At 63.1% G+C, this 17,297-nt stretch carries 12 protein-coding genes; 8 read left to right on the top strand and 4 right to left on the bottom strand.

The features are described 5' to 3' along the window. Window positions 1–323: 323 nt before the first annotated feature. Window positions 324–1,547, top strand: coding sequence for an MFS transporter (locus BG455_RS02210; protein ID WP_071468337.1), 1,224 nt, complete (start codon window positions 324–326; stop codon window positions 1,545–1,547). Between the two features lie 489 nt (window positions 1,548–2,036). On the opposite strand, the gene BG455_RS02215 is transcribed toward BG455_RS02210, so the two are convergent. Next, complete coding sequence (locus BG455_RS02215) at window positions 2,037–2,942, bottom strand: c-type cytochrome (RefSeq protein WP_071468338.1); 906 nt, start codon at window positions 2,940–2,942, stop codon at window positions 2,037–2,039. 186 nt (window positions 2,943–3,128) lie between these two features. Continuing rightward, window positions 3,129–4,013 (bottom strand): LysR family transcriptional regulator, encoded by an 885-nt coding sequence (locus tag BG455_RS02220; protein WP_071468474.1) that lies wholly within the window; start codon window positions 4,011–4,013, stop codon window positions 3,129–3,131. A gap of 99 nt (window positions 4,014–4,112) precedes the next feature. On the opposite strand from BG455_RS02220, the gene BG455_RS02225 reads away from it, so the two are divergent. The 7 genes from BG455_RS02225 to BG455_RS02265 all read left to right on the top strand — a co-directional run bounded on the left by BG455_RS02225 (window position 4,113) and on the right by BG455_RS02265 (window position 14,644). Then, window positions 4,113–4,913, top strand: a complete 801-nt coding sequence (locus BG455_RS02225) for a S49 family peptidase (RefSeq protein WP_071468475.1) — start codon at window positions 4,113–4,115, stop codon at window positions 4,911–4,913. Between the two features lie 198 nt (window positions 4,914–5,111). Beyond that, entirely contained in the window at window positions 5,112–6,053 is a 942-nt protein-coding gene (locus BG455_RS02235; RefSeq protein ID WP_071468340.1) for a calcium/sodium antiporter, read from the top strand. Window positions 6,054–6,056: 3 nt separating this feature from the next. After that, window positions 6,057–6,839 (top strand): SDR family oxidoreductase, encoded by a 783-nt coding sequence (locus tag BG455_RS02240; RefSeq protein WP_071468341.1) that lies wholly within the window; start codon window positions 6,057–6,059, stop codon window positions 6,837–6,839. A gap of 296 nt (window positions 6,840–7,135) precedes the next feature. Beyond that, entirely contained in the window at window positions 7,136–9,016 is a 1,881-nt protein-coding gene (gene uvrC, locus BG455_RS02250) for an excinuclease ABC subunit UvrC (protein WP_071468343.1), read from the top strand. Window positions 9,017–9,020: 4 nt separating this feature from the next. Next, on the top strand, window positions 9,021–9,716 hold the full coding sequence (locus BG455_RS02255) for an NAD-dependent deacylase (protein WP_071468344.1): 696 nt from the start codon (window positions 9,021–9,023) through the stop codon (window positions 9,714–9,716). A 312-nt stretch (window positions 9,717–10,028) separates the two neighbouring features. After that, a complete protein-coding gene (locus tag BG455_RS02260) occupies window positions 10,029–11,243 on the top strand; it encodes a metallophosphoesterase family protein (protein WP_071468345.1) in 1,215 nt (404 codons plus the stop codon). Then, the gene (locus tag BG455_RS02265; RefSeq protein ID WP_071468346.1) at window positions 11,243–14,644 is read left to right on the top strand and encodes an ATP-binding protein; all 3,402 of its coding nucleotides are present in this window, start codon (window positions 11,243–11,245) and stop codon (window positions 14,642–14,644) included. Before BG455_RS02260 ends, BG455_RS02265 begins: the two co-directional genes overlap by 1 nt. Here BG455_RS02265 and BG455_RS02270 read toward each other — a convergent pair. Continuing rightward, window positions 14,639–15,832, bottom strand: coding sequence for a DUF1501 domain-containing protein (locus BG455_RS02270; RefSeq protein WP_071468347.1), 1,194 nt, complete (start codon window positions 15,830–15,832; stop codon window positions 14,639–14,641). The genes BG455_RS02265 and BG455_RS02270 overlap by 6 nt on opposite strands. Window positions 15,833–15,841: 9 nt before the next feature. Beyond that, on the bottom strand, window positions 15,842–17,203 hold the full coding sequence (locus tag BG455_RS02275) for a DUF1800 domain-containing protein (RefSeq protein ID WP_071468348.1): 1,362 nt from the start codon (window positions 17,201–17,203) through the stop codon (window positions 15,842–15,844). Window positions 17,204–17,297 lie beyond the last annotated feature (94 nt).

The raw sequence follows: 17,297 nt of genomic DNA on the forward strand, positions 1-17,297 counted from the left end.
AACATTCACCGCAAGAGAGAATTTCATAAAACTGTCGTTTTTCTTATTCCGCCCAAAGAATCGGCATGGGCGCGCAATATTGATGCGCGACCAGCCCCCTTGGGGTATTAAAATGATCGCCACCCATTTTGTGCTTTGCAGCGACGGGTGGTTTCCGGATCGTTTATCCCCCGAAAACGGCGGAAATGGGGCTTCGTTCCAGAATCACCACAGAATCGCGCCAGAATCACCTCAGAGTCTGACGCAGTCCACGATCGCCACTGGACCTTGCCCCGGGCGCGCGGCACTCTCGTCTGTGACTCCGCCAGTGCGAGTGGCCCGCGATGCGTTTGCTGATCTCCTTTGCCGCCCTGTTCCTGTCCGTGGTGCTGTTGCAACTTGGGCTTGGCGGGGTCGTCCCGCTGGATGCGCTGTCCGGTGTCGAGCTGGGCTTTAGCGCGGGCGAAATCGGGCTGTTAGGCTCGGCGCATTTCATTGGCTTTTTCATCGGCTGTTGGTGGGCACCCCGCCTGATGGGACAGGTCGGCCATTCGCGCGCTTTCGCGGCCCTGACGGCGGCAGGCACAATCGGCATTCTGGCGCATATGCTGGTGATCCATCCGCTGGCATGGGCAGTGTTGCGCATGGCCTCGGGGCTGGCGGTGGCGGGCTGCTACACAATAATCGAGGCATGGTTGCAGGCGAAACTGACCAACGAGACGCGGGGCCGCGCGATGGGCGTCTACCGTGTGGTCGATATTGTCGGCAGTCTGGGCGCGCAATTGCTGATCGGGGTGCTGACGCCCGCCTCCTATGTGTCTTACAACCTGCTGGCGCTGCTGTGCTGCGCGGCCCTGTTCCCGCTGGTGCTGACACGGGCCGAAGCCCCGCCAGTGGCCGGTGCGCCGCGCCTGCGCCCGGGCTTTGCATGGAACCGCTCGCCCCTTGCTGCTGCCGGTGTGGTGGTATCGGGGATCACGGGGGCGGCGTTTCGCATGGTGGGGCCGCTTTATGCGCTGTCAGTGGGGCTGAAGGCCGAAGTCATCGCGCTGTTTCTGGCGGCCTATGTGCTGGGGGGCGCACTGGTGCAGATACCAGTGGGCTGGCTGGCCGATAAATATGACCGGCGCATTGTGCTGATCTGGTTATCGGTGGCCTCGGTTCTGGCCTGCGCCGCGACAGTGGCCAGTGCCGATCGCGGTGTGGTTGCGGTGTTTGTGGCCGCCGGTTTCTTCGGGATGACCACCTTTCCGATCTATTCCATATCAGCCGCACATGCCCATGATTTCACCGACCCGTCCGAGGCGGTAGAGCTGTCAGCCGCGCTGATGTTCCTTTATGCGGTGGGCGCGATTGCCAGCCCGCTGATCGCGTCTGTGCTGATCGACAAGCAGGGACCGGCGGCGATGTTCGTCTTCATCTCTGTGGCGCATATCGTGCTGGTGGTGTTCGGGCTGTTCCGCATGCGCATGCGCGCAGCCCCACAAGACCGCACGCGCTATGAATATGTGCCGCGCACGTCCTTCTTGATCGGGCGGTTGCTGCGGCGCGGGCGCAAGCGGGATTAGCGTATGTGTTGACGCGCAGGCGGGCAGATGTCCTGATCTGGCATGTGTCACCCGAGAGAAGATACATAATGAGGGTTATGGGGGCTTTTCAGACATACCCTGCGCGGAATCAAGGGCTGCAGGCCCGCCGCGCCTCAAAGGGCCGCACCCACGGCACGGCGAGTTGGCTTGGCTATGCGCATAGCCTTGATCTTACGCGGATTTGGCCAGCATAAAGCGCAATAGCACAGGGCGGGGATCGCAGCACCGCGGCCCGACGCTGCGCGGCTTAGCACCCAGAACTGCCATGTCCGCAAAGTCCCGCTAAGCTACCGCTCAACCTTGCACGAACGAAGCGCGACGCGGTGAATCATTCACAATTCTGAAGTACACAACTCCCCCCCCCCGGCGACATAATCGTGGCAGGCACTCTGCCCCAAACCAAAACCCCGCCGGCACAAGCATGTGCGGCGGGGGATGGCGGCATAGGTTAGGCGAAATCGCGTGGTCTTAGTTGGTTCGGCTTGCGTTCAGGAAACCCAGAACGTCGATCCGGTCCTGTTCATTGCGCAGCCCGCGAAAGGCCATCTGGTTGCCGGGAATATAGGTGTCGGGGTTTTCCAGCCATGCCAGCAGGGCCTCGACCGTCCAGACGCCGCCATGTTCGGACAGGGCGCGCGAGTAGCGCCAGCCTTCGGCCACGCCAATCTCGCGCCCGATGATGTTCAGCAGATAGGGGCCGCCGCGATTTTGCTCGGCGTCATGGACATGGCAGGCGCGGCATTGACGCCAGACATTTTCACCATTGGCGATATCCGCACTGGCGAGAAGTGCCAGCGCGTCATCATCCATCGCCGCATCTTCGGCCACATCCTGTGGCGCGTCTTCAGTGGCTTCTGCCTCTGCAACTTCTGGCGCAGTGGTATCTTCAACAGCCTCTTCAGCGGCCATATCCTGTGTCGCGTCCTCAGTGGCCTCTGTCTGTGCAACCTCTGACGCGGCTGCATGCTCTGTGGCCTCTACCTCGGCAACCTCTGGCGCGGCGGCATCTTCAATAACCTCTTCGGTCGCCACGTCCTGCGGGGCTTCCTCAGTGGCCTCTGCCTCTGCTACCTCTGGCGCGGCTGCATCCTCAACCGCCTCTTCGGCTACGACCTGTGTCGGTATCTCTTCAGCAGGGGCAGCGGCGGCAAGTTGGCGCTGCATCGCCGCTTCCGAGGCGAGATCGCGCGGAACGCTGTAGACCGATGGTACACTGGCAGTGCGGATTTCCTCAACAGGGGGCTGGGTGCGGGCGCGTTCCATTGCCGCAACAGCGCGGCTGCGCGCGCCGAAAGCATCGACCAGCACAATCAAAAACAGAAGGATGGTGCCGCCCGTAACCAGCAGCCGCAGACCCCGATCAGCGGGCGTCATGTTCCGAGTTTTTTTCAACCGATCCTCCATGCCGAATTCTCCAAGTGTGATTTCTTACAGACGTTAGGTGGAAGCATATAGGTCCACACAGAAATTTCCATACGCTGATTGTCACCATGCGTACAAGTGATCAGCAAAGGGCATAAGGCATTTTGCCTCAGGTGTCGGGGGCTGGAAAAATGCCTGTTACCCGTCGGAAAACCGGCGCGCCTGTGCCAGCAATGCGGCCAGAACAGGGGTGTGCGGCTCTCTCCACGGGGCGATCAGGCCGACTTGTTTGGCCCCGCCTTCGCCCTGCAAGGGCACCGCGCACATATCCGGTGTGGCGGCAAACAGCGTGGCCGTGTGCGCGTTCACCACACTGACCCATGGCCCCGCTTGCACATGCGCCACCAGCGCCACGACCGAGTTGGACTCCAGCTGCGGCGCGACCGGCACGTCCGCGCGGGAGAGTTCGTTATTGATGATCCGGCGGTTCTGCATGTCTTGCGTCAGCAGGCACAGCGGCAGCGCGGCCAGCTCCGCCCAGTCCAGAGTGGTGCGGCTGGCAAGCGGATGGTCGGCGCGCATCAGCAACAGATAGCGTTCCCGATACAGCGGCTCAGTCACCACACGGCCCAAGGGTTCATTGTCGAGATAGGACACACCTGCATCAAGTTGCAGATTGTCGATTTCCTGCAAGATTTCGATCGAAGAGCGCGAGAGAATCTCGATTTTCACATTCGGGTGGCGGCGCAGATAGGGGCCGGTCAGTTGCGCGATCATGGGCAAGGCCGTGGGCACAACACCAAGGCGCAGATTGCCCGACAGGCCGTGGCGGGCGGCGCGCATCTCTTCGCGGAGCGTGCGCGCATCGCCCACGATGCGGCGCGCCCAGTCCAGCACGCGCGCCCCTTCGGGCGTCAGCCCTTCAAAGCGCGACCCCCGCCAGACAAGTTGCACGCCCAACTCCCCCTCCAACTGCTTGATGGCCGCAGATAGCGAGGGTTGCGTGACGCCGCAGCGTTCGGCCGCGCGGCCAAAATGGCGCTCGGTGGCAAGGGCTATGAACATTTCCAGACGGTCCAGCATGATGATGCGTATCTGACCCAAGTGTGGCCACGGGCGCAAGGCCGCATTCTTCTGCCCCGCCCCTTGTTGCGCCGCCCCAATCGCCTTACATGCAGCGCCATGATCCAGATTTTCCCGTTTATAAAACGCAAACCCTCCGTCGCTGTGATCCGCTTGCAGGGCATGATCGCCAGTGGCAGCAATCCGGGGCGGCTGAATGATGCCAGCCTTGCCCCGCTGATCGAAATGGCCTTCCGGCGCGGTAGGCCCAAAGCGGTGGCGCTGGTGATCAATTCACCCGGCGGCAGCCCTGTACAAAGCGCGCTGATTGCCGCGCGTATCCGGCGGCTGGCGGAAGAGCTGAAAATTCCGGTGCATGCCTTTGTCGAGGATTTGGCCGCTTCGGGCGGCTATTGGCTGGCAACGGCAGCGGATGATATTCATGTCGATGGCAATTCGATTGTCGGCTCGATAGGGGTAATCTCGGCGGGGTTTGGTCTGCATGAATTGCTGAACCGCTACGGTGTGGAGCGGCGCGTCTATACCTCGGGCAAGTCGAAATCGCAGCTGGACCCGTTCAGCCCCGAGAACCCCGAAGATGTGGCGCGGCTGCGCAGCCTTCAGGATCAGGTGCATCAGAATTTCATCGCGCAGGTGAAGGCGCGGCGCGGTGCGAAGCTGGTCGCGGATGAAAGCCTGTTCACGGGAGAGTTCTGGGTGGGCACGCGCGCGGTAGAACTGGGGCTTGCAGACGGGTTGGGCCACTTGGTGCCGATGATGCAGGCCCGCTATGGCGAGAAAGTGCGCTTTCGCACCTATGGCATGCGCCGCCCCTTCCTGTCGCGCTTCGGGTTGTCGCTTTTATCCGATACACTAGCACTGACTGAGGAACGCGCAATGTATGCGCGCTACGGAGTGTAAATTGTGATTATCAAGATCGTTGCCGCATTTCTGGTCTTCATGGTGGTGATGGGCGCGATCCAGAAATTTCTGAACCCAAATCATAAGACACCTTTGGACAAATTAAGGTCCGTCAAATTGCCCAAACCCCGCAAATGCAGCCGCTGTGGCAAATTCCAGCTGCGCGGCGATGCGTGCGATTGCAAGGAAAAGTAATATATGTTGATCGATCTTCTGCTGGTGGCAGGGGGGCTTGTTCTGCTTCTTGTCGCAGGCGATTTTCTGGTGCGCGGTGCTGTCAATCTGTCGCTGCGGCTTGGCATTCCGGCCTTTCTGGTGGGCATGACGGTGGTGGCCTTTGGCACCTCTGCGCCGGAATTGCTGGTCTCGGTGCAAGCCGTGCTGGCGGATGCGGGCGGGCTAGCACTGGGCAATGTCGTGGGCTCGAATATTGCCAATATCCTGCTGGTCATGGGCGCGCCTGCGCTGTTGGCCCCTGTGGTGATAGGGCGCGAAAGCAGGCGCGATTTCGGGATCATGATCGGGGCCACGCTGCTGTTCATCGCGCTGGCCTTTTCAGGCGTGATCGGGATGTGGCAGGCTTTGGTGCTGCTGGCGGCGTTTGCGGTATTCATGGGCGACAGTATTCTGCGCGGCCGCAAAGCGCGGGTCGAGGTGGAAGAGCTGGAAGGCGCAGACCCTGACCTGCAAGGCCCCAAGATTGCGGTCTATCTGGCGCTTGGGCTGATAGGCCTGCCGATTGGGGCGCAACTGCTGGTCACCGGCGCGGTCGATATAGCTGCGGCGCTGGGCGTCTCGGATGTGGTGATCGGATTGACGATTGTGGCCATCGGCACCTCTCTGCCAGAGTTGGCGACAACCCTGATGGCAGCATTGCGCCGCGAGGGGGGGGTGGCGCTAGGCAATATTCTGGGCTCGAACATCTTTAACCTGCTGCTTATCCTTGGGGTGGCGGGGCTTGTCGGGCCGATGACTGTTCCGGCAGAAATGCTGCGGCTGGATCTGTGGGTGATGCTGGGGGCAGCTTTGCTGCTGGCCCCTTTCATCTGGACAGGGCGGCCCATTGGGCGAATGTTCGGGGCTGTGTTGCTTTTGGCATATGGGGGCTATCTGTGGCTTCTGTTTCATAACGGAGTGTAAGTCATGGGCAAAGCTTTGGTCACCGGCGCGGCGCAGCGTCTGGGGCGCGCGATGGCGCTGTATCTGGCACAGCGCGGGTATGATGTGGCGATCCATTACGCAACATCTGCGCAAGCGGCCGAAGACCTGGCCCATGAGATTGAAGGGCTGGGGCGCAAGGCCGTGTGCCTGCGTGCCGATCTGCTGGATGAGGGGGCATTGGCCCCGCTTGTACCGGATGCCGCGCGCGCGCTTGGCGGGCCACTCAGCGTGCTGGTGAACAATGCCTCGATTTTCGAAGAAGACACCATCGCCACGGCCAGCCTCGAAAGCTGGGACAGGCATATGATGTCAAACCTGCGCGCGCCTTTTGTTCTGACACAGGCCTTCGCGGCGCAATGCCCCGCCCCCCTGCGCGACACAGCGGGCGAGCCTGTCGCACAGGGTCTGGTCGTCAATATGATTGACCAGAAGGTGCGCAAGCTGACACCGCAGCATATGACCTATTCGATTGCGAAAATGGGGCTATGGGCCTTTACGCGCATGGCCGCCCAAGAACTGGGGCCTGCGATCCGCGTTAATGCCATTGGCCCCGGTCCCACATTGCAAGCCGCAGACCAGCCCGCGCAAGACTACCTTAACAGCCGCAATGTCACTGTGCTGGGGCGCGGTGCCAACCCTGGCGACATCACCGCCGCGTTGGGATTCTTCCTTGATGCCCCTGCCGTTACAGGCCAGATTTTATGTGTGGATGGCGGCCAGCATCTGATCTGGCAAACCCCCGATGTCATTGGCCCTGATATATGATTGCGCGCATTCGCAGCGATGTTGTGCACTGTTCACAGAGATGTCACAAGAATGAGATAAAAACCTCATGCTTTTCATGGGGTTGCAGAAAGTGAAAATAATATCATTTAATATCAATTGGTTATATAATCGCCTATTTTTTAGGCAGAAGCGGAACAGGCCAGTGAATCAAGGGAAATATGCGCTAATCCAGTTTCCGTCCACAAGGTTATCCACAGCTTCGGTGGACAGGATTCCGGTTGAAGCAGGTGTGAAAACATTGCAGAGCCAGACAGAATCACGCAAGACACTGTGACATGTCAGACAATTCCGAACATAGCGTTAACCCGGCCCCCAAAATACGGGGCCATGCCTGTATTCAGTCCTATCTGAACACGCTGGACAAATCCCCCGGCGTCTACCGGATGCTGAATGAAAAATCCGAAGTGCTCTATGTCGGCAAGGCGCGCAATCTGCGCGCACGCGTGTCGAATTATGCGCGCGCTTCGGGCCATTCGGCGCGGATTGCGCGCATGATCTCTGAGACATGCGAAATGATGTTCCTGACCACGCGCACGGAAACCGAAGCGCTGCTGCTGGAGCAAAACCTGATCAAGCAGTTGAAGCCGCGCTACAATGTGCTGCTGCGCGACGACAAAAGCTTTCCCTATATCCTGCTGCCAAAGGACCACGCCTTTCCGCAACTGCGCAAGCATCGCGGGCGGCGCGCGGTGAAGGGCAGCTATTTCGGCCCCTTTGCATCCGCTGGCGCAGTGAACCGCACGCTGAACCAGTTGCAGCGGGTGTTTTTGTTGCGCAACTGCACGGATTCGGTGTTCAACAGCCGCACACGGCCCTGCCTGCTGTATCAGATCAAACGGTGCTCTGCGCCCTGTGTCGGTCTGGTGTCCGAGCAGGACTATGCCGCATTGGTGGCCGATGCCGAACGCTTCCTGTCAGGCAAAAGCACCAAAATTCAGGGGCAACTGGCGGAAGAGATGGCAAAAGCCTCCGACGCGATGGAGTTCGAGCGCGCGGCCGCCCTGCGCGACCGTATCCGCGCGCTGACCAATGTGCAGCAATCCCAAGGGATCAACCCCAAATCCGTGGCCGAGGCAGATGTGATTGCCGTGCATCTGGAAAAGGGGCAGGCCTGTGTGCAGGTGTTTTTCATCCGCGCCAATCAAAGCTGGGGCAACCGCGATTTCTACCCCGCCACAGGTGCGGGCGCCGAAGAACCAGAGATTCTAGAGGCGTTTCTGGGCCAGTTTTATGACAGCAAAGAGCCGCCGCGCATGGTGCTGCTATCGCATGAAATCGAAAACACCGACCTGATGAGCGCGCTTCTGGCCGAGCGTGCGGGGCGCAAGGTTGAAATTGCTGTACCTCAGCGCGGGGAAAAGGCCGAACTGGTCGAGAATGCCTTGCGCAACGCCCGCGAAAGCCTTGCGCGCCGCATGGCCCAGAATGCCGCCCAAGGCCGGATGCTGGAAGGGCTGGCTGAAGCTTTCGGGCTGGACACCCCGCCCGCGCGGATCGAAGTCTATGACAACAGCCATATTCAGGGCACCGATGCGGTAGGCGCGATGATCGTCGCAGGCGCGGACGGGTTTTTAAAAAGCCAGTATCGCAAATACAACATTCGCGGCGACGGGATCACGCCCGGCGATGATTTCGGCATGATGAAAGAAGTTCTGACCCGCCGCTTTGAACGCCTGCTGAAAGAAGACCCCGACCGGATGGGCGAGACATGGCCCGACCTGTTGTTAATCGACGGGGGCGCAGGCCAGGTCAGTGCCGTGGCAGGGATCATGGCCGATCTGGGGGTTGATGACATTCCGGTGGTGGGTGTGGCCAAGGGCATTGACCGCGACGCGGGCAAGGAAGAATTCTACCGCCCCGGTGGCCGCCCCTTCGCGCTGCGCCACAATGATCCGGTGCTGTATTTCGTCCAGCGCCTGCGCGACGAGGCGCACCGCTTTGCCATTGGCACGCATCGGGCAAAGCGGGCGAAATCGGTCAGCGCCTCGCCGCTCGACGGGATTGCAGGCGTGGGGCCGGGGCGCAAGCGCGCGCTGCTGGCGCATTTCGGATCGGCCAAGGCGGTGGCGCGGGCGGGCCTGTCGGATTTGCAGGCCGTCGATGGAATATCCGAAGCCTTGGCGCAAGTCATCCATGACCACCTGAACGAGCGGTGAGCGGATGCAGCGTATCGTCATCCTGACCGGCGCGGGCCTGTCTGCCGAAAGCGGGCTTGGCACCTTCCGCGACAAGGGCGGGTTGTGGACGAAATATGATCTGGAAGATGTCGCCACCCCGCAAGGCTTTGCCCGCAACCCCACGCTGGTACATGAATTCTACAACGCGCGGCGTGCAAATTGTCTGGGCGCACAGCCCAACCCCGGGCATGACGCGCTTGCACGTCTACAGCGTGCCGCCCCCGACCGCGTCACACTGGTGACACAGAATGTCGATGACCTGCTGGAACGCGCGGGCGCGCCCTCGGTCATCCATATGCACGGTGAACTGACCCGCGCGCTCTGTGCGGCCTGCACCCATCGCTGGGACGCCCCCTACCAAATGGCCCCGACAGACCCCTGCCCCGCCTGCGCAGCACCCGCCACGCGCCCTGATATCGTGTGGTTCGGGGAAATGCCCTATTACATGGAACAGATCGACGCGGCCTTGCAGCGGGCCGATCTGTTCGTGGCCATCGGCACATCCGGCAATGTCTACCCGGCGGCGGGGTTTGTGCAGGAAGCTGCCTTCGCAGGGGCACGGACGCTGGAGTTGAATCTGGAGCCTTCGGCCACTGTGTCCCTGTTCGACGACGCCCGGTTCGGGTTGGCGAGCACGGTGGTGCCGGAATGGGTGGCGGAAGTGTTGGGGGGCGGGTGATTTCATCCGTTGGGGGACATTGTAGAGTTGACCCAAGCCGCGCAGCGTCGGGCCGTGGTGCGGCGACCCTCATCCTCTGCTACAGCACTTTATGCTGGCAAAATCCGCGAAAGATCGAGGCTTTGCGCGTAGCCAAGCCAAATCGCCGTGCCGGGGTACGGCCAGGCGATGCGCGGCGGGCCTGCGGCCCTCGATTCCGCGCGACCGGCTTAAAAGTCCCGCCAAACCGCCACATTTACCCCCCGTCCGGTGCAACCAACCCACGCCCTTATCCCCTTGCCGCCGCGCGCAACCCATTGCACAGTCGCACATATGGGGTTTCGATTCATTCATACAGCCGATCTGCATCTCGACAGCCCGCTGCGCAGCCTTGCGCTGCGTGACCCTGATCTGGCGGAACTGATCGCCGATGCCTCTCGGGCGACCTTTCGCAATATTGTTGACCTGTGCATCAGCGCGCGGGTGGATGCGCTGCTGATTGCGGGCGATCTGTATGATGGCAGCCAGACCAGCATGAAGACCGCGCGTTTTCTGGCGGCGGAACTGGCGCGGCTGGACCGTGCGGGCATTCGCGCTTTCATCATTCGGGGCAATCATGACGCCATGTCCCAGATCAGCCGCGAATTGACACCGCCGCCCAACGCCCATGTATTCGACGGGCGCGCAGGTGTGGAAACCCTGACACAAGGCACCATGCAGGTGGCCATTCACGGCTTGAGCTTCCGCGACCCCCATGCCCCCGACAGCCTGCTGCCAAAATACCGCCCGCCTGTGGCGGATGCTGTCAATATCGGGCTGATGCATACCTCGCTCAACGGCACATCCGGCCATGACCCCTATGCGCCCTGCACGCTGGCCGATTTGCAGGCGCATGGGTTCGACTACTGGGCTTTGGGCCATATCCACAAACGCGCGGAATATCCCGGCCCTGCCCATGTCACCATGCCCGGCATCCCGCAGGGCCGCGACATTGGCGAGGCGGGCGCAGGCAGTGTGACGCTGGTGCATATCGAAGACAGTGGCCACATCACCACCGAGGCGCGCGTCGTGGCGCTCGCGGGCTTTGCGCAGGTCGAGGTGGATGTCACAGGGCTGGACGACTGGCGCGCGCTGCAAACTGCCATTGAGACAAGCTTGGAGGGCGCGCGCCTGCCCTGCCCGCATCTGGTCGCGCGGCTGCGGGTGGTGGGCGACAGCCCCCTAGCACCGCGCCTGCTGCGCGACCGCGATCTGGCGCAGGCAGAGGCACAAGAGCTTGCCAAAGCGCTGCAAGGTGTCTGGGTGGAAAAACTGGTGCTGGATTTGGGCGCGCCTGTGCCGGTGGCGGGGGCGCTGGGGGCGCTTGCGGCGCTGATCGACAGCGATATTCGCCCCAGTGCGGCCTATGCGCAGGCTGTGGACGCGCTGCGCCGCGATCTGGAATCCGCCCTGCCACCAGAGGCGCGCGATGCTGTCGCCACACTCGACCCCGCCGCGATGGATGCGGGCCTTGCAGAAGTGCTTGCGCGGTTGCGGGGTCAGGGCTGATGCGGATCGACAGGTTAGGACTGGTGCGCTACGGGCATTTCACCGATGCCTCGGTCACCTTTGCGCGCCCCAATGCGGGAAAGCCTGACCTGCATGTGGTCTATGGCCCCAATGAAGCGGGCAAATCCACACTGTTTTCGGCATGGCTGGACCTGCTGTTCGGCATCCCTGCGCGCACGGCCTATAATTTCTTGCATGACAACCGCGCCCTGCGGGTGGAAGGGGATATTTCCTCAGCCAGCGGCGCGCTGTCCTTGGTGCGGATCAAGGGCAACACCAACACGCTGCTGGACCGCATGACCGATGCGCCCCTGCCAGAGGCCACTCTCGGGGCAGCACTTGGCGGGCTGGACCGTGATGCCTATACCACCATGTTCTCGCTCGATGACGAGACGCTGGAGACAGGCGGCGAAAGCATTCTTGCCAGCAAGGGCAGTCTGGGCGAATTGCTGTTTGCCGCCAGTGGGGGGCTGACAGAGTTGAGCGAGGCATTGCGCGCCCTGCACGATGACGGGGCCGCATGGTTCAAGCCTGCGGGGCGCAAATACCAGCTGGCCGCGCTTAAAACGCGGCTGAATGAGTTGACAGCGCAGCGCAAGGCCGTGGATTTGCAGGTCAGCGCGTGGCGCAAACTGACGCAGGTGCACACACAGGCCGAAGGCGCATATCATGACGCGGCCCAGCGGCGCGAAACCACGCAGACCAAGCTGGACCAGTTGCGCCGCGATCTGGATGCGCTGCCGATGTTGCAGCGGCTGCGCAAGCTGCAAGCGCGGCTGGCGGAATTGCCCCAGCCCCAAGCCCTGCCCGCCGAATGGCGCCACGCCCTGCCCGACTGGATGCGGCAAGAAGCAGAACTCGCCGCCCTGTTGCCCGAGATCACGCAGGCCCAGACAGACACCGCGCACGCATTGGCACAGTTGCAAGATGACCCTGCCGCGCTGGCAATCTTGCCACGGCTGGAGGGGCTGGAGGGGCAGTTCGGCGCAATCTCGCGCCAGCAGGCGGATTTGCCCAAACGGCGCGATGAGCTGGCAGATATTCAGGCCCAGATGGCACGCCTGACAGGCAGGCTGGCGCGGGCGGATCTGACACCTGCCGCAGCGACCCTTGCGCCACATATCAGCCAGCGCCTGTCGGACCTGATTGAATCGCAGGCTGTGCTGCGCAATGCGCAACAGGCGGCACAGGCAGAGTTGGACAAGGCGCAGCTCGCCTTGCAAGGCGCGCGCGACGGCGCGGCGCTGGATGAAAACGCGCTGGCGCGGCTGGCGCCTTTGGTCGAGGAGTTGCGCCGCGCCGATCTGTTGCGGCTAAGCTCCGAGGCTGTGGCGAATGCACAGACCGCCGCCGCCGCACAGGCGCAAGCCTTTGCCGCGCTGGCACCGTGGCAGGGGGATGCAGCACAGCTTGCCGCGCTGGACCTGCCCTGCCCCGACAGTCTGCGCGCGCAAGAGGCCGCCTTGGCCCAAGCCCAGCGCGACGCGAGAGAAGCTTTGGCCGAATGCACGCGCCTACAGGGCGTGGTTGCGCGGCTGCGCGCCGAGATTGGCGCTGCTTCGGCAGTGACCGCGCAAGATGCCAGCGCCCAGCGCGCGGCGCGCGATGCCGCATGGGCCGCGCATCTGGCCACGCTGGACCGCAACACGGCGGCGACATTCGAGGACGCGATGCGCGCCGATGATGCGATCACCGCCGCGCGGCTGGAACAGGCGCGGGTTGCCGAGCGGCTGGTGGTGCTGCAACAGGAACAGGCCGCTTTGGCGCTGGCGGAACAGCAGCAGGCTGCGGCAGACCAGCAGGTAGCGCGCATGCAAGCCGGGGTTCGCGCGCTTTGGGCCGCGCTTGAGGGGCAGGATGCAGAGCGCAGCCTTGCCGACCTGATCGACTGGCTTGCGCGGCGCGACACGGCACTGGCTGCGGCGGCAAAGTCAGAGGCCGCGCACGCGGCCCAAAGCGCGATGGCCACGCGGCTCTCGGGGGCGGCGGACTCGCTTCACGCCGCATTGAAGGCTTTGGGCCGCGCGCTGGACACGCAAGATTACGCGACCCTACTGGCCGAAGGCGAAGCGGTCCTAGCAGCGGCGGAACGGTTGCGCCACACCGCGCGGCTGCGCCGCGAGTTTGAAGGGCGACAAAGCGCAGTGGAGGCGGCGCAAGCGGCAGTTGCGGATTGGCAGGCGGAATGGGACAGGCTGTGCGCCGCGTCATGGATCGGCACACCGGCCCCCACACCGGCAGAGATGCGCGCGCTTCTGGCGGTGGTCGCGGACCTTGCAGCACTTGCCCCGCAGGCCGAGGCATTGGCGCGCAGGATTGCGCGCATCAGTGAAGATATCACCAGCTTTCACACCGACCTGACCCAGATTGCCGCGCAACTGGATGAGGCGACTTCACCGGATGTGCAGACCCTCTGGCCCCGTCTGCGCGCGCGCTTGAAACAGGCGCAGGACATACAGGCCACCCGCGCGCGGCTGAATGCCGAGGCCACGCGCACGGCATCGCGGCTGGAAGGGCTTTTCGCGCGGCAGGCGCGGCTGCGCGCTGCCATTGCACCGCTACAGGCGCATTTCGGCACCGACTCGCTTGCAGAAATTGACCAGACCCTTGCCGCCATCACCCGCGCGGCAGAGGTCAGCGAAGAAATCACCGGCCTGCGCCATGATCTGGCCGCGCATCTGCGCGTCACAGACCCTGCGCCCGAGATTGCGCGATTGGAGGCACTTGACCCCGATGTTGCCCATGCCGAGGCTGAAACACTGGCCGCCACACTCGCCGCACAGGACGAGGCGTTGCGTAAAACCTATGCCGAACTGGCAGAGGCGGAGAGGGTCTTGGACAGCACCGGCCATGACGGCGCAGCCGCGCGGCTGGAGGCAGAGCGCCAGACTGTGCTGTTGCAAATCACGGATGAAGCCGCGCAATTCATGGCGCGGCAGGCGGGCGTGATTGCGGTGGAACAGGCGCTACGGCTTTACCGTGACACGCACCGATCCGCCATGATGGGGCGCGCGGCGGATGCATTCGCCATGCTGACAGCGGGCCGCTATACCGGGCTTTCGACCCAGCCTGACGGGCGCAACGAGATATTGATCGCGCAGCAGGCGGGAGGGGCGACCAAGCCTGTGGACACTCTGTCCAAGGGCACGCGGTTTCAGTTGTATCTGGCGCTGCGTGCGGCGGGCTATCTGGAACTGGCAGAATCGCGCCCCTGCGTGCCCTTCATTGCCGATGACATTATGGAAACCTTCGACGATACCCGCGCCGAGGCTGCATTTCGCATGCTGGCGCAGATGGCGCAGCATGGGCAGGTGATCTACCTGACCCATCATGCGCATTTATGCGAGATTGCGCAAAAAGCCTGCGCAGATGTGCAGCTGCATGATCTGCGCGCGCTATAGCAACAGGGCGGGCGATTGCCCCATATCCAGCCCCGGAAAGACTGTGCCCGCCACATCCGATGCGCGCAGACCGAACAGATCGCGCATGGCCCAAGCGCAATAGGCGCGGATGTCGCGCAGCGGCATCAGGTCACGGCCTGCGTACAAGTCCGCCTCTGCCAGACCGGGCCAGCCGCCGATCATGCGCCCGCCGCGCATAGCCCCGCCCGCCAGCACCATCGCCCCCCCTGTCCCGTGATCTGTCCCGCGAGAGCCATTCTCGCGCATGGTGCGGCCAAATTCGGTCATGGCCAGAACCGTCGTCTGGCCCCAGACCGGCCCCAAACCCGCGCGCAAGGTCAAAATGGCCGATTGCAGCCGCGCAAGGGCGGGCAGGATCGCGCGGGGTTGTGCATGATGCGTGTCCCAGCCCGAAAGCGAGAAGCTGGCGATGCGTGTCTCGCCCAGCATTTGCTGCGCGACATAGGCGGCCAGAGCATCGGCATCGCGTGCCTGTGGGTTCATGCTGTCCATGTCGCCCGCCAGCGGAGTGCCTGTCATCTCCAGCGCGGTGCGGCCTGCCTTGGCAAATAGCGGGTCGGCATCGAACAGATGCGCCAGCAGCAGGCGGCTTTGCGGGCTAAGGTCAAGGTCGGTGCCCGGTTCCCATTGGGTCATGGGTGCCGCCCCTTCAAGGATCAGCATACGTTGGCGCCCGACCGCAAAGGCGGTGCGGGCATTGGCTGCAGGAAAAAGCGTCAGCAAGCGGTTCAGCCAGCCATCGCGCGCAAGTGCGGGCGGCAACTGGCCTGCGGTGCCTGCTTCCAGATGGTCCTGCCCGTCAAAATGGCTGCGCCGGTCGCGGTAAGGGGTCGAGGTGGCAGGGACAAAGGCCAACTCGCCCGCGTGCCACAGCGGCATCAGCCCGTCCAGCGCGGGGTGCAGCATGAAGAAATCATCCAGCGCCAGACCGGGTGCATCGGCACTTTCCCCGAATACCGCGGGGCGCAGCGCGGCCAGATGCGGGTCGCCCACAGGGCGCAGCACATCCAGCCCATCCATCGCGCCACGCAGGATGATGACAACAAGGCGATTCTCGCCCGGCGCAGCGGCAAGCGCGATGGGCGTGACCAGCGGGCTAGCCGCGACCGAACAGCCCAGCGCGAAGCTGCGCGAAAGAAAGGCACGACGGTGTAGCCTGTGTTGCATATGCGCCCCTTACCTGCGGTTGAATTCTGGCGCGGACAGGATCAGCCCGATACCTTGCGCGCGCGTCTCGGCCCCGCTGGCGGCGCGGCGCAGCGTGTCGCTGGCGGCATCGGCCATGGCAATCTCGACAAAGTCGCGGGGGTCTGGGGCCTGTGGCAGGCGTTGGGCCAGCTCCATCGCCCAGTCGATCCGCGCGGCCAACCCTTGGGGGGTAACCCAATAGGCGGCATCCTCGCCATAGCCTGCGGGGCTTGGCACCTGTTCAAACGGCTCTCCCATCGCCTCTAGCGGGTGGGCAAGGAAAAAGCGGGTCTGGCGCGAGGTCAGGTCGGTCACCATGGCGCGGGGCAGGTCCAGCGCGCGAAGGGCAGCGGCCATCACCTCGAACGGGGCGCGGGTTTTGGACAGGGGGGCACCCCATGCGGCGGGGTGTTCCAGCATCGCGCGGTACAGCGCCATCAATGCGCCACCGCTATGCAGGTAACTGGCCGCCATATGCGCGACAAGCTGCGGATCAGGGGTGTCGGCTACAAAATGTCGTGCAAGCTTCAACGCCAGATGATCCGCCGTTTCAGGACGCAGCGCCAGATCGTCCAGCACGTCATGGATGTGGCCCAGCGTCATGGGTCTGCCGCCATAGCGCTTGCCGAAGATTTCCAGAATGCCCGGCTCTGCGATGCGCGGCTCGAAATGAAACCCCTCTTCCAGCGACACAGCAAGCCCTGTCAGAAGGCGGGCAAACTGGGTGACATCGGCTTGCGTATAGCTGCCCGCGCGGCCCAATGTGTGCAATTCCAGCACTTCGCGGGCCATATTCTCGTTCAGGCCACGGCCCCGCCTGCGGCCCACGCGGCTGAATGGCCCCACAGATACCGTCTGATCCAGATAGACCAGCATAACAGGGTGCAGGATGGCCGCGCGCAGCAAGGCTTGAAATGTGCCGGTCATATTGGGGCGGATCGCGTCTTCGATCATGGCCGCGCGGCCCGCGCGCAACACCCCGCCCCGCGTCTGCGCGGCAAAGTGATTGGACCAGAACCGCACCAGACGTTCGGCAAACCCTGCGGGCGCATAGGCAAGACGCGCCATCATGGCTCGCAATTCGGCAAAGCTGTCGTCACGATCGGCGCGGTTGATCTCTTGCAAGCGCGCCCTCAGGGCCGGGTCTTCACCGTCGCGCAATGCGCGCTGCGCATCGCGCCGTTCCAGCGCACGCGCGCGCCGTGTGTCCCAAGGGGTGATGGCCGCGTCTTGCAGCACCGCTTCGCGCGGCACACTGTCCCAAAGTGCAGCGGCATCCAATCCGGCGGGCGTGTTGGGGCCAAGTCCGGCCCCGAACCGGATGGACGCTAATGTATGTGTTGAAATCATCGCATCTGGCCTGAAATATATGGCGCGATGCTGACATGTCAGGCAGGGCGGTGCAATTCACAATCCCGCTGCGGGGCGGGCAATCTGGCCCGCC

It is taken from the genome of Roseinatronobacter thiooxidans (assembly GCF_001870675.1).
GTDB lineage: Bacteria > Pseudomonadota > Alphaproteobacteria > Rhodobacterales > Rhodobacteraceae > Roseinatronobacter > Roseinatronobacter thiooxidans.

Coding starts and splice junctions, on each gene's coding strand:
- BG455_RS02210 (WP_071468337.1), top strand. CDS start 324: ATGCGTTTGCTGATCTCCTTTGCCGCCCTGTTCCTGTCCGTGGTGCTG.
- BG455_RS02215 (WP_071468338.1), bottom strand. CDS start 2,942: ATGACGCCCGCTGATCGGGGTCTGCGGCTGCTGGTTACGGGCGGCACC.
- BG455_RS02220 (WP_071468474.1), bottom strand. CDS start 4,013: ATGCTGGACCGTCTGGAAATGTTCATAGCCCTTGCCACCGAGCGCCAT.
- BG455_RS02225 (WP_071468475.1), top strand. CDS start 4,113: ATGATCCAGATTTTCCCGTTTATAAAACGCAAACCCTCCGTCGCTGTG.
- BG455_RS02235 (WP_071468340.1), top strand. CDS start 5,112: ATGTTGATCGATCTTCTGCTGGTGGCAGGGGGGCTTGTTCTGCTTCTT.
- BG455_RS02240 (WP_071468341.1), top strand. CDS start 6,057: ATGGGCAAAGCTTTGGTCACCGGCGCGGCGCAGCGTCTGGGGCGCGCG.
- uvrC (WP_071468343.1), top strand. CDS start 7,136: ATGTCAGACAATTCCGAACATAGCGTTAACCCGGCCCCCAAAATACGG.
- BG455_RS02255 (WP_071468344.1), top strand. CDS start 9,021: ATGCAGCGTATCGTCATCCTGACCGGCGCGGGCCTGTCTGCCGAAAGC.
- BG455_RS02260 (WP_071468345.1), top strand. CDS start 10,029: ATGGGGTTTCGATTCATTCATACAGCCGATCTGCATCTCGACAGCCCG.
- BG455_RS02265 (WP_071468346.1), top strand. CDS start 11,243: ATGCGGATCGACAGGTTAGGACTGGTGCGCTACGGGCATTTCACCGAT.
- BG455_RS02270 (WP_071468347.1), bottom strand. CDS start 15,832: ATGCAACACAGGCTACACCGTCGTGCCTTTCTTTCGCGCAGCTTCGCG.
- BG455_RS02275 (WP_071468348.1), bottom strand. CDS start 17,203: ATGATTTCAACACATACATTAGCGTCCATCCGGTTCGGGGCCGGACTT.